Origin of the sequence: Salinispora sp. H7-4 (genome assembly GCF_013416675.1) — a bacterium.
GTDB classification, from domain to species: domain Bacteria; phylum Actinomycetota; class Actinomycetes; order Mycobacteriales; family Micromonosporaceae; genus Micromonospora; species Micromonospora vitiensis.
The window spans coordinates 118,021-129,310 of sequence record NZ_JABZED010000051.1; the positions used below are offsets into that span (position 1 = coordinate 118,021).

Consider the following 11,290-nt stretch of genomic DNA (forward strand, 5'->3'; position numbering starts at 1 on the left):
CAGCGCTGCCGTCGCGCCATACGCGCCCCGATCGAACGCTACCCATACCGATATACCCAAGCGCGGGGAACGTCCGCCAGTGGGGACCATAGCGCCCCGCAGCGCCTATTACGGGCCGGACAGCCGGCCCTGAAATGAAGGGGTAGGTGGTATCCGGAATGGTTACGAAAAAAGTCTTGGAAAACGGGGTTGACATTCAACCGGCAACGAGGGTCCATGGACGTGGGCACCGAAACAACGGCCCCGGCGAAACCGCCAACAATCGCTAGCGCGATGCGGTATTCGCTGCCACCCCATTTCTGTGGAGGATCCGCCATGACCGCAAACATTTTTCTCACCGCCGGCAGCAACGAGGCCCGGTCTGTTGTCGCCGAGGCTCTTCGTCGCCTCCCCGGCGTGACCGCCCGTAAGTTGGCCGGACAGGAAAACCTTTCGCTGGGGGTCGTCACCGAGGCACTCAAAGTCATGGAGGCGGCCGGAACCGCTATCCGCACTCCCGGCCCGACCAACGGCAACCGCAAAAGCGCCGACCTCTGGGAACCCGCCATCCCGAACAACGACGCCACCGACACCACGCCGGACACGGCCGACGAGGCGACCCCGGCGGACAGCGACGCGAGCGGCAACGCGGCGGCAGACGAGGCAGCCACCACCAACGCCATGCCGGGCGCGGCCGACGAGGCGACCTCGGCGGACAGCGACGCGAGCGGCAACGCGGCGGCAGACGAGGCAACGAGCACCGACACCATGCCGGGCGCGGCCGACGAGGCGACCCCGGCGGACAGTGAGGCGAGCGGCAACGCGGCGGCAGACGAGGCAACGAGCACCGACACCACGCCGGGCGCGGCCGACGAGGCGACCTCGGCGGACAGTGAGGCGAGCGGCAACGCGGCGGCAGACGCGGCGCCGGTTTCCGGGGTACCTGTGTCGGGCGTGCCGTCGGGCGCCGGTGACCACCTGAAGATCGTGATGGTGGCTGCGGTGCTCGGCGACTACCCCGACGGCGTGAGCGCGGCCGACGTGATTGACCAGTCCGGCCTACGCGCTCAGGTCGTCGCCCGGGTGCTTACGGCGATGGAAGTTGCCGGGGCGGCGGTCCGTAAGCCGGGTGACAGTGACAGCGCCCCGGAACGGTGGGTGCGTGGTGAGGCTGACCTCGCCACGGTGGACCTCGCCAACGCCGCCCCGTACCGCGAGTGCGTGTGCACCTGCGGCCACAAGCACCGGATCAAGACCGGTGTCACGGTCACCGCCACCCGCCGCGCCGGACGCACCACCGGCGAGAGCAACACCGACGGGTCGCCGAAACTCGGCAAGAACGGCCTACGAAACCAGGTCGAAGCGTTCATGCGTGACCTCGGTCCCGGCCACGACCTCACCCCGGGCACCGTCGGCCGTGAGTTGGGCGGCCGTAGCTCGGGCGCGGTCGGCAACGGCATGAACAAGCTCAACGGACTCGGCGTGCTGATCATGACCAGCGAGGCCCCGGTGAAGTATGCCCTCGCCGACAACCCGCCCGCACCAACCGGCGAGGTCGCTGCGCTGATGACCCGCACGGGCGCCGACCCGAGCAACACCGCCGGGGCCGACGGCACGACGGCCACGACCTGACCGAACAGACCCGATACGCCGTGGCCGGGCACCACGCCCGGCCCCGGCGCTCACACCAGACCAGAAAGGCAATGACCAATGACCACCCACCGCCACCCCGGCCACGGCCCGGGGCGCCGTCGTACCGCCCCGACACCCCCACCGGCTGAAACCGCCGATGTGTACCTGGTCGCCGGGGGCGACCTGGTAGCCGTGTTCACCGATGCGGACGCCGCCGCCGTGCAACACACGGTGATGACCGGCGCCAACCTCGACACGATCACCCGGCGTATCAGCGCCCACGAGTGGCCGCGCGTACGCGCCCGGCTCCAGGCAACAAACCCCGACCTAACGATCGTGGACGCGTGGGCCGGAGACGACCAATGACCCGACCCCACAGTGGAACACCGAAGATCCCGGCCGCTTTGGCGGCACGCTCCCGCGACGCCCGATGCGGCCTGCCATCCCACCGGTGAACATCCACCCCAACCCCAACCCGGACCCCGACTCGGATCGGGGCGGATGGCACGTGGACTTCACCACGATCAACACCACCATTTCGGCCCACCTCGCCGCCGAACGATGCTGCTCAGTGTGCGGCCAACCGATGAAGTACTGGGTGCACCGGGCGGAGTTGCGTTCGATGCAACAGGCGATGCGGTGATATTCGTCTTGGGCCGATCCGCCCCTGTGCTGGCGGCGGTATTCGTGCCATCATCTCAGCCATGACGATCACGGAAAGGGGCAATGCCGCGTAGACGGCCTGCCCAGGTGCGTGCGGACGTACCGATCCGACGTACGAGACCTGCCCGGCAAATCCCGGGGGTCCCCAAGAGCGTGATGCACGGTGTCCGCCGGTGGGAACGCCAACGACTATGGCCGGATGCGGTCGCGGAGGCGTTTGAGAAGTATCGGCGTTTCGTTCACCAGCCGGGTCGCATCCTCTACGGGCTGCCCGGTGGCTGCTGTCCGTGCTGCGTCGACTACTACGGCCTGCCGGATGACCCTCGCGCCGTTCTGCATGAGGCGCTGACCCAGATGGCGGGGCGGAAGGCGCGCAAGCTGCGGCGCATGGTGGCCGAACTCGACGCTCGCTTCCTGATGCGGTCGCTGCCTGATCCGTGGGCGCCAGCGCAGTGGCCGTGGTGGCGTCGGCGATGCCTGTGGTGAACGGGGCCTCTGCAGGTGTGCAACCTCCCGCAACGATGTTGCGTTGGAAGCAACGTGAACGTCGTGGTCGAGCTGCCGGGTGCGGCGCCGTCGTCGTAGGGACGGTCGAGCAAGCGCCGATCAGACGGGCCGAAACCTAACGTTGACCGGTGGCTGAAGGGCGGTAGCCGCAGCCTGTCGTAGGCTGCGTCCGTGTCCGAGACCAGACGTGCCGTGGTATTCGCCGACCACGGTCAGTTCTACCTGCAAGATGTCGAGGCCCACGATCAAGAGATGCGCTCCGGCGGCGCGATGGACCCGGATCGTGCCCCTGCAGGATGGACTCACGAAGCGGTCCATGTGCACCGCATCGGTGTGGAGCCGCACTCGATCTCAGTCGGCACAGCGCGTAGCGACTTCGTGGAGACGAGCCTTGAGCTGCACGAGACGCCCCCGCCGGAGCTGCCACAAGCGGAGCATATCGTCGAGGCGGACGTGCAGATTCCTACCGGCGAGTTGTCCATTTACGGATGTTCCGAGGATCCTGGACCCGAGCACCGCGTCAATATCTCGGCGGGCCGGTACCGCGTCCGTGTGTCATACGTGCCGTCCGACCCGCCGGAGGTTGACGGGAACCCGGACGAGCCCGGTGACTATTTCCGGTATCACGTGGAGATTTGGCCGGCGACCCAACCGGCAGCTCTCGTGGTGGTTAGGCAGGGACCAAGCCCCTGGGCGGGCTGACGGCGGAGCCTGTCATCGTTCGGCCAGGCCGGTCATCACAGCCCGCCCGGATGGCCAGACAGCCATTCACGATGCCGATTTCGCAGTTCATCTCGGTCAGCTCGGCTTGGAAGAATCACATCGGCGCCGCCGTCGTACGGGTGATAGAGCCACCGCAAGTCCGACGGGCCAACGATCACATTGCTCAGTTCGTCGTCCGCCACCGCACGAAGCAGATCGTCCAGGATGCCTGGCCGCCACGCCCGGCGGCTGGCGAACAGATGCCAGTACACCTGGAAGTCGGCTTCGTCGTCCGGATCAGGCTGGACGGTGGACCAGTGCACGCCGCCCGGGTCGAGTTTCGCCTGAAGCGGAGCGCGCTGCACGGGAGGGTCGTTCTGGCCGGTCCAGTCGCAGGTGATGATGATCAGTGAAACGCCGGGTGACAGCTCGGTCAGCACCGTGTTGTGGCGATCAAGGATGGTTGCGTACTCGTTGGCGTCGTCGGCATACCGCTTCGACCCGGGGAGGCTGTGGAAGCGCACCCACCGCTCGGGATAGCAGCCCCGTAGCTGGTACGCGATCGCAGGGCACTCCGGCCACCGCCGCTGCCACGCCGCGCGGACCGTGTCGGCAAGCTCCGACGCGGCTATCACGACTCATCCCGCTTTGTCCAGCGTTGGAGCAGGCCCCAAGCCTCTTGGCGGTGGCGCTCGTCGGCACCGGCGTCGGTGGCCAGCGCGGTCAACACCTCCACCGCCTCACGCTCCCGGCCGCGATCCTTCAGCAGACCGGCCAGCCACAACCCAGTGCGCGGCAGGACCGCTGTCTCCCGGCGCAGCGCCGCCTCGTCACCTCGGCGCACCCAGTACTCCGCCAACGTCACCCCAGCGCGCTCATCACCGCCCAGCGCAACCTCGCGCAGACTCTCCACCCGCCCGGCCTCTACCAGCAGCTCCATCAACCGGACGAACGCGCACCGGTGGCCCTCGTGCACCATCTGCCGTAACTCTGTCTCACGCTGCTCGGCCAGCAACCGGCTCGCGCGGTGATGACAATTCAGCTCGGCGTCGGCCAGCGGGCAGCGGTACCTGTCGCCCAGGTACGACCACCCGTCATACCGAGGATCATCGGTGTCGCCGGGGTACTCAAGCACCGGCTATCACCCGACCAACTCCCGCCAGAACGCCACCGTCGCATGTGGCTGCCAGCGCAGTTCGCGTCGATCGAGGCCTTCGCCGGCGCCGAACTCCTGACGGACGTAGTCCATCAGATCGACGCCATAGAAGATGATGTCCGTTTGATACATCGACAACACAGGGTGTCCGAAGGTTCCACGCCCGGCCGGCAAGTAGCGGTGCGAGTACACCGGGATCATCTGCGGTACCGAAGCCAACCGCTCGCCAGCCACCACCAGCGCTTCTCCACGGTCGGCCGGTTGCGCGCCCCACTCGTCATGCCAGAACGCGTTGTGTTCGACGTCGAACAGCACGCCCTTGACCGGCCACGCGAGCCGATCACGCAGGTGATCGACCTCGCCGTCGCGCCAGTCCGGCCAGCCCTTGCCTATCGGCAGGCCGGCCGAGAGGAACGCCCGGTGATCATCAGCGAACTCGAACCCGAACCGCCCCTCGACACGGTCAAACTCCGCTGCCGTCAAGCCAGGCTCCAACTCGACATGGCGCTGCTCAGCAAGCGGCCTCGCCGCCTCCGCGCCGATGAACACCGCCTCGCTGTTGATCATCGAGCCAGGCTACCGGCTACGAATAGCGCACGACTCTGATATTTCCTGCCCCCAGTACGTTCCTAGGTGGTCCCCGGGCTGCCGAGCTGCGGCGCTAGGCGGACCCGCCGGGGCACCCGGATTGCATGAAGGCCGCACTCACGCTGTGTCCGCATATCGCGCTGGCCCGGCACCGCCGGGCCCGCCCGGACCGGCCCGGTGGCGGCATCATCCCGCCCGGCTCACATGGTGGCAAGCCTGACCGCTACGTCCTCGGGATCACCCGCTCCTACCGGAGCGTGTTCATCCCCGAGCACGGCTTCACCGTGTACGTCCCCGCGTTGTTCAAGACCGTCCACGAGTACACCTACGGCCCGCACGGGCGGCTGAACACCGAACCGGAACCCCGGTAGAACCCCACCGGCGACGGGCGTCAAATTCGCCACAGAAAGCTCGATCGACCGGACCAGATCGACTTGATCCAAGACCATAGGTAGGAACAATTATTTACGACAGCGCGGCCCGGGATTGGAACCCCGACCCGCTGTTCACATCCGCACGGCGACTCGGAAGGAAACCTCGTGGCACACGAACTCGAGACACTGGCCAACGGCCAGACAGCGTTCGCCTCCGCCCGACTGTCCGCCTGGCATCAACTCGGCCAGGTCACCGATGACTGCATGACCGCCGAGGAGGTCATGAGCACCGCGTGGCTCGGCGGCTGGGAGGTCCGCAAGATCCCACTGCAGGGCATGGAGATCAACGACAAGGGCGTCACGAAGGTCGACTGCCCCGACAAGGGGATGACCGTACGCACGAACCCGGCCACCGGCGGCACCGAATACCTCGGCATCGTCGGCGACGACTACACCACGGTGCAAAACGAACAGGTCGCCGAGGTACTCAACCTCCTCGTTGACGCCTCCGGCGCGCACTTCGAAACCGCCGGGTCGATGCGTGGCGGCCGGTCGGTGTTCGTCACCATGAAGCTGCCCGAGGGCATGAAGGTCGCCGGAGTCGACCTCCACGATCTGTACCTGGCCGCGACCACGAGCCACGACGACACCGCCTCACTGCGGATGGACGCCACCCCGGTACGGATCGTGTGCGCCAACACCCAACGGATGGCCTACCAGCGGTCACAGGGCTCCTACGTGTTCCGGCACACCTCAAACATCACCGCGAAGATCAGCGAGGCCCGGCAGGCACTGCAGCTGGTGTGGGAGCACTTCGACGCGTTCGAGCGCGAGGCCGAAAAGATGATCAACGAGACGTTGACCATGGGCGAGTTCGAGAAGGTTATCGCCCAGCTCTGGCCCTTGGCCGACGACGCCTCGGACACCGCGCGTAACAACGCCAAACAGCGAACCTTGCGGTACCTGACCCGCGACGCCGACACGCAGAAAACGATCAAGGGAACCCGGTGGGCCGGCTACCAAGCCATCACCGAGTACCTCGACCACTACGCCAAAGCCGCCACCGTCGAGGTCCGCGCCCGCCGCGCGGTCACCGGCACCGGGGCGGACCTCAAGGCCCGCGCGTTCGACCTGCTGGCGGTCTGAGCGTGGCCCGGTATCGGGGCCGGCACCGCCACAGGCGGCGGACGGCCCCGACACCGGCGGGCACCACCACCGCCGAACGTGTCACCAACCCTGTTGCCCGACCGGGCGGCGCGGCCCGCCCGCCCACACAGCCCGGCCCCAAACGCCCACCCGCGCCACAGACCGGCCGCACACCGGGGCATCGCACCACCCGCCCGTCGGGCGCCGCTACGACCACGCCCACACCTCGACACACTCGCACGCACTCCACGATGGAGGACTTCCGCATGAGCACCGTCCCGACGCCGACCGCCGACACGGTCCTGAACTCGATCGACGCCCTGTGCGACGCCTACGCGAAGGCGAAAGTGGCCTACACCGTGGCCAACCACGCCGACACCAAAACCGAACGTGACCACCACATCGCCCGCAGCCAGTACTGGAATGCCGAGGCCCAGAACCACTACAGCAGTTTGACCGAGGCCATCCATACCCTCGCGCCGGACCGCACCCAGGTCGAGACGTTCCTGCCCGTGCGGGTCCTACCCAACGGCCACGTCGAGATCCACACCCGCGACCAACTCGGCCGACAGATCGTCGTCGTCCTCACCACCGCTGAGGCCGTCGCCATCGGCGTGCACCTGACCGCACACGCCGCCGCCGCTCTGGACCGCACCGGCACGATGCTCCACCGCATCCTGCCCCCACTACCCACCCAGCCACCCGTAGCCACCACCCACACCCCCACCCGCGCCCCCACCACCCCGGCCAATGAGGGCGCCCCCGCAAAAGGCCGCGCGCCCGCACCCCAGTAGGTACCCCACTCCGGGCGGCGCGGCACCACGCCCGCGCCGCCCGGCACCGGCCTACACCATCCCCCCTTTCCTTCGGAGATCCTTGTGACCACTGTTGAGCGCCTGCTCGCCCTCGCCACCGCCTACGCCCACGCAGCCGTATACGCCGACCGCCAACGCAGGACCGCCCTGACCGTCGAGGGCCTCACCGAGCAAGCCGTTGCCCTCACCGACGCCCAACACGCTGACGACGCCGTCGATCGCGCCCGCGCCACGCTGCGCGCTGACCTGCGACACGCTCTCGAACGGCCCGTACGCGCCACCCCGGACGCGGACCTACCCGTCTGCACCTGGCACAACGGGAAGGTCGAGGTTCGCGCCGTCACCGACGACGGCTCCCGCGCCGTGCGAGTGCGCTATAGCGCGTCGCAGGCCGTCGACGCCGGAGCCGCGCTGATCGCCTGCGCCGCGATCACCGACCAATACCTCGGCGGCACCCTGTCCACCATCTTCGGCGCCTTCCCCTCCAACCCTGCGACCGTGCCGGCAACCGATACGCCCGAGCGGAACGCGGACATGAACGGACATCCGTCACACGAGGTGACGTCGAGGCGTCGCAGGTCTTTCTGGATGGCCGCCGTCTCAGCGCCGCACTGCACGCCGCCGGGCCGATCGAGCCGGCCCTGATCGAGGCAGTCAACCACCTGAACCTACGCATCTACCCACGAGACCACCAGGCCGGCGACCGCAGCGCCTACGTGGTGCTCGACCTGCACGGCGATACTCCGCCCGAAGAACAACTTGATGGTCGGTGGCCGGCGGGCACACCCAAGGGTGCGTGGAACTCCCGCCGGCCACCTCGCCCAGTGCCGGGCCATCCAGGCCGACGACAGCCTCTACCCGGGCGGGCGTGCCGAGCATCCTACGAGAGCCGCCAACAACCACGCCCTGCCCGTCGCCACCGCGACCGGCAGGCACCGGGCAGCGGATCCCGGCATCGGTGAGGTTGAAAGGATGACGAGGTGGCGCAACGAAGCATCGGCGGACGGATCGCACTCGACCGCGCAGGCGTCGCGGCGCACACCGGCGCCGCACGCTCCACGGTCAACCACTGGCACCTGCACCGCGACCGATTCGGCTTCCCGAACGCGTTCGTTCATGACGGCCAGGAGTGGTTCTGGCGCGATGACATCGAGGTGTTCCACGCCGCGCACCTGACCAACAAGAAAGCCGTGCTCACCAAGGTCGACCGCAGCGGCAACCCGACCGACCTCGTCACCTCCAGCGGCGCCGCCGAAATCCTCGGCTACTCCTCCTACCGCAACCTGCCGCACGAGCTGATCGACAACCCAGACGACACCGAGGAACTACCCAGCGGACGGATCCGCCGGTACTGGTACCGACGCACCGTATGGGCACACGCCGACGCACGCACCGGCCGGCAATCCACCGGCCGCACCCCCGGCACCACCGGCCCCTACAAACCACACCCATACGCCGACGACCCACGCCTTCACATCGCTGCCGAGCTACTGGCCGAAGCAACCGAGGCCGGCCGAGACCGGCGTGGCCTCGGCATCGAGCTGGCCCAACACCTCGGCATCCCACAACGCACCGCCCAACGGCTACTCGCCGCGGCAGGTAGGAAGATGGGCCGGTAGCCGGTAGCCAATCCCGTCAGGGAGCGCCCTGCTATCCCTGGGATGCTGGCTCCCGGCCTGGGCGGCTACTTCGGTGGAGCGAGCGACCAGTCTGCGTCCCCGTCCTTGACCGTCGCGTCGTTGAATGTTGACGAGTTGGGCGATGGCCATTTCCCAGCAGGGAAGGAGCTGTTGTCCACGGCCTCGCCGTGCAGGGTAACCATCGTGGATGCCTGCGAAGCGAGGAAGGCCGACAGCGTAGAGATAGCCGCCCAGACGATCGCAGTGTTTACGCCGGCTTCCTCCAGGATCAGCGCGGCACCAACCGGAGAAAAGACACCGGAGCCAAAAGCGGTGATCGCGGCGATGGTTGCTGTTATGAGCTTGGCGACCACAACGGCAAGCGTGGTGTAGAACGCTGCGCCAGCACCCGCACATAGCAGAAGGTGGTTCGATGTGCTCGACGCGAGCGAGCTGATGTGTGAGGCTGCATCAGAATGACTCGCGACGCTGTTGACGTAGGCATCTCTCGCCTTGCCTGACCAGTCGGAGTTGTCGACCACCAAGTGCTGTGAGGACAGGGCGCTGCCGACTGCCGAGGCGGAACCGCGAACGTCCATCCAATCCCAGGCGTCCATGAACATGAAAATTGGTGCAGTGGCGCCTTTTAGGAGGTCGACAAGGAAGTCGAAGATTTCTTTGCCAACCTTAAAGGACTCGCGGCCAAGCCACAAAATCTCTTCGGCCAAAAAATCTGGAACGAACCAGCGGTTAGCGGCCGCAATGGCGGCTGGCTCGACCTGGTTAAGCCGCATGCTCAGGTCGTCCAAGCCTGCGCCGATGTCCGCCAACAATCCCTCAAATTGGGCTTTACTGAAGTCCACGACGAACCTTAACTTAGTAGATGTTTCGGATTTTGTGCTCGTTGCTGCGATCTTCCTCGTCGTAGGTATCGGCGACCTGGCGTAGGGTGTTCGCGACCTCAGTCATGGCAGTTTGCCCTTCGAGGCAGCGCTGACTGACGTGCCGGACAACGTCGTTGTAGGGGGAGACGATCAGTTGAAATAGACCAGCCTCTACCCGACCAAGCTCCATGTCTGCAACCTTGGCGGCGGTCGCTCCGATCGCCGTACTCTGCCGGTCCCACTCGCCTGCCTCGATCCGCAGCACGTCCGTTGCTACAGTTACCTGTTGACGATTGGTGGGTGGCATTTCAGCGCTCCTTCGGCGAGTTGGCTAAATTTTGAAACCCCGCCAACGTGGCGAGCGCCTGTTGCGCAAGTTCATCGAGGTTCTGCGTCGTCGACTTACGGCGCGCGGCACATTCCTCGATGCCAGCACGCGCCTGTCTCAGCGCCTCCGACAATGCTGCATTAATGCCCGCTGAGCCCTCTCGTGCCGCCCACTGTGGGTTAATCGTACAAGCTTGCAAGCCAGTAGGAGTAAGCGTGATCGAGACAGCCCGGTCCCTATCCCAGCCCGTCAACGTTGGTAATGCTTCGGCGGCCTGGTCCCGCGTTACCTTCAGCGCTGAGAGCACCTCCTCCGTCAGGCTCAACGGGTCACGTGGGTCACCGATCGGTTGAGTCTGAACCATCGGAGCTTCACCGCCCCGACCTGGCGCCTCCGATGCGGCCTCCCCTCGGCGATTCAGGGAAGTGAGGGAGCGCATGGTGTGGGTGTTGAGGGATTCGGACCATGCCCGCGAAGCATCGGCAACCGCTTGCTGAAAGGCAAGCAGCACAGATGGTCCTATCTCGTCAGCTGCCAGATGGCGTTGCCAACCAGCACCTACCTCGATACGTGATGGCAGGCTGTCCGACCCGACGGCTACGACAACGAAGCCGGTCGGGTCAGTGCCTCGCGCGCCGTTCGGGTGTGGCTGAGACTGTATCGCACTGATCGCATCCTGAAGCTCCAGCGCCCTGCTCTGGATCTCGCGGAGTCGGGCAAGTGGGTCCTTATTCATGCTGATCTCATCACCCCAAGGTTGATGGCTGAGCCGCCACTACGCGCCGTACCAGTGCCCATCCGATGACGCCCGTCGCGAGCGCAGAGTGCCCTAGCAAGACCGCCAATACCATCCATGTTCCGTGCGTTAGGTACCCGAGCATCAGCGTCGCCAGTAGC

At 66.6% G+C, this 11,290-nt stretch carries 16 protein-coding genes; 10 read left to right on the plus strand and 6 right to left on the minus strand.

The features are described from left to right. Nucleotides 1-315 precede the first annotated feature (315 nt). The 5 genes from H0524_RS20560 to H0524_RS20580 all read left to right on the plus strand — a co-directional run bounded on the left by H0524_RS20560 (nucleotide 316) and on the right by H0524_RS20580 (nucleotide 3,483). Nucleotides 316-1,611, plus strand: a complete 1,296-nt coding sequence (locus H0524_RS20560) for a MarR family transcriptional regulator (protein ID WP_180200108.1) — start codon at nucleotides 316-318, stop codon at nucleotides 1,609-1,611. Nucleotides 1,612-1,689: 78 nt separating this feature from the next. Further along, nucleotides 1,690-1,977 carry a hypothetical protein gene (locus H0524_RS20565; RefSeq protein ID WP_180200109.1) on the plus strand — a complete coding sequence of 96 codons (288 nt, stop codon included), beginning with the start codon at nucleotides 1,690-1,692 and terminating at the stop codon, nucleotides 1,975-1,977. 85 nt (nucleotides 1,978-2,062) lie between these two features. Next, a complete protein-coding gene (locus H0524_RS20570) occupies nucleotides 2,063-2,254 on the plus strand; it encodes a hypothetical protein (protein ID WP_180200110.1) in 192 nt (63 codons plus the stop codon). Between the two features lie 176 nt (nucleotides 2,255-2,430). Next, complete coding sequence (locus tag H0524_RS20575; RefSeq protein ID WP_218942337.1) at nucleotides 2,431-2,760, plus strand: hypothetical protein; 330 nt, start codon at nucleotides 2,431-2,433, stop codon at nucleotides 2,758-2,760. Nucleotides 2,761-2,952: 192 nt separating this feature from the next. Continuing rightward, nucleotides 2,953-3,483: a hypothetical protein gene (locus H0524_RS20580; protein ID WP_309225174.1), complete on the plus strand. Its 531-nt coding sequence runs from the start codon at nucleotides 2,953-2,955 to the stop codon at nucleotides 3,481-3,483. Between the two features lie 35 nt (nucleotides 3,484-3,518). Here H0524_RS20580 and H0524_RS20585 read toward each other — a convergent pair whose 3' ends face one another. The 3 genes from H0524_RS20585 to H0524_RS20595 form a co-directional block, all read right to left on the minus strand. Further along, nucleotides 3,519-4,007 carry a hypothetical protein gene (locus H0524_RS20585; RefSeq protein ID WP_255436093.1) on the minus strand — a complete coding sequence of 163 codons (489 nt, stop codon included), beginning with the start codon at nucleotides 4,005-4,007 and terminating at the stop codon, nucleotides 3,519-3,521. A gap of 107 nt (nucleotides 4,008-4,114) precedes the next feature. Further along, nucleotides 4,115-4,618 (minus strand): hypothetical protein, encoded by a 504-nt coding sequence (locus H0524_RS20590; RefSeq protein WP_180200112.1) that lies wholly within the window; start codon nucleotides 4,616-4,618, stop codon nucleotides 4,115-4,117. Between the two features lie 6 nt (nucleotides 4,619-4,624). After that, nucleotides 4,625-5,206: a hypothetical protein gene (locus tag H0524_RS20595; protein WP_180200113.1), complete on the minus strand. Its 582-nt coding sequence runs from the start codon at nucleotides 5,204-5,206 to the stop codon at nucleotides 4,625-4,627. 125 nt (nucleotides 5,207-5,331) lie between these two features. Between H0524_RS20595 and H0524_RS20600 the strand changes: the two genes are divergently transcribed. From H0524_RS20600 to H0524_RS20620, 5 genes are all read left to right on the plus strand, one after another. Further along, nucleotides 5,332-5,598 carry a hypothetical protein gene (locus H0524_RS20600; RefSeq protein ID WP_026272809.1) on the plus strand — a complete coding sequence of 89 codons (267 nt, stop codon included), beginning with the start codon at nucleotides 5,332-5,334 and terminating at the stop codon, nucleotides 5,596-5,598. 168 nt (nucleotides 5,599-5,766) lie between these two features. After that, complete coding sequence (locus H0524_RS20605) at nucleotides 5,767-6,747, plus strand: DUF932 domain-containing protein (protein WP_180200114.1); 981 nt, start codon at nucleotides 5,767-5,769, stop codon at nucleotides 6,745-6,747. A gap of 266 nt (nucleotides 6,748-7,013) precedes the next feature. Next, complete coding sequence (locus H0524_RS20610) at nucleotides 7,014-7,541, plus strand: hypothetical protein (RefSeq protein ID WP_180200115.1); 528 nt, start codon at nucleotides 7,014-7,016, stop codon at nucleotides 7,539-7,541. A gap of 84 nt (nucleotides 7,542-7,625) precedes the next feature. Then, nucleotides 7,626-8,207, plus strand: a complete 582-nt coding sequence (locus H0524_RS20615; RefSeq protein WP_309225175.1) for a hypothetical protein — start codon at nucleotides 7,626-7,628, stop codon at nucleotides 8,205-8,207. Nucleotides 8,208-8,542: 335 nt separating this feature from the next. Next, the gene (locus tag H0524_RS20620; RefSeq protein ID WP_180200116.1) at nucleotides 8,543-9,181 is read left to right on the plus strand and encodes a hypothetical protein; all 639 of its coding nucleotides are present in this window, start codon (nucleotides 8,543-8,545) and stop codon (nucleotides 9,179-9,181) included. Nucleotides 9,182-9,246: 65 nt separating this feature from the next. Here the strand turns inward: H0524_RS20620 and H0524_RS20625 are convergent, their stop codons facing one another. The 3 genes from H0524_RS20625 to H0524_RS20635 are packed head-to-tail and all read right to left on the minus strand — an operon-like array spanning nucleotide 9,247 to nucleotide 11,129. Continuing rightward, on the minus strand, nucleotides 9,247-10,044 hold the full coding sequence (locus H0524_RS20625) for a hypothetical protein (RefSeq protein ID WP_180200117.1): 798 nt from the start codon (nucleotides 10,042-10,044) through the stop codon (nucleotides 9,247-9,249). 13 nt (nucleotides 10,045-10,057) lie between these two features. Next, a complete protein-coding gene (locus H0524_RS20630; protein ID WP_180200118.1) occupies nucleotides 10,058-10,372 on the minus strand; it encodes a type VII secretion target in 315 nt (104 codons plus the stop codon). Between the two features lies 1 nt (nucleotide 10,373). Further along, complete coding sequence (locus H0524_RS20635; protein ID WP_180200034.1) at nucleotides 10,374-11,129, minus strand: hypothetical protein; 756 nt, start codon at nucleotides 11,127-11,129, stop codon at nucleotides 10,374-10,376. Between the last annotated feature and the right edge of the window lie 161 nt (nucleotides 11,130-11,290).

Excerpts from the sequence above, each read along its gene's own strand:
- H0524_RS20565 (WP_180200109.1), top strand. The coding sequence starts at position 1,690 with ATGACCACCCACCGCCACCCCGGCCACGGCCCGGGGCGCCGTCGTACC.
- H0524_RS20600 (WP_026272809.1), top strand. The coding sequence starts at position 5,332 with ATGAAGGCCGCACTCACGCTGTGTCCGCATATCGCGCTGGCCCGGCAC.
- H0524_RS20595 (WP_180200113.1), bottom strand. The coding sequence starts at position 5,206 with ATGATCAACAGCGAGGCGGTGTTCATCGGCGCGGAGGCGGCGAGGCCG.
- H0524_RS20560 (WP_180200108.1), top strand. The coding sequence starts at position 316 with ATGACCGCAAACATTTTTCTCACCGCCGGCAGCAACGAGGCCCGGTCT.
- H0524_RS20575 (WP_218942337.1), top strand. The coding sequence starts at position 2,431 with ATGCACGGTGTCCGCCGGTGGGAACGCCAACGACTATGGCCGGATGCG.
- H0524_RS20610 (WP_180200115.1), top strand. The coding sequence starts at position 7,014 with ATGAGCACCGTCCCGACGCCGACCGCCGACACGGTCCTGAACTCGATC.
- H0524_RS20630 (WP_180200118.1), bottom strand. The coding sequence starts at position 10,372 with ATGCCACCCACCAATCGTCAACAGGTAACTGTAGCAACGGACGTGCTG.
- H0524_RS20635 (WP_180200034.1), bottom strand. The coding sequence starts at position 11,129 with ATGAATAAGGACCCACTTGCCCGACTCCGCGAGATCCAGAGCAGGGCG.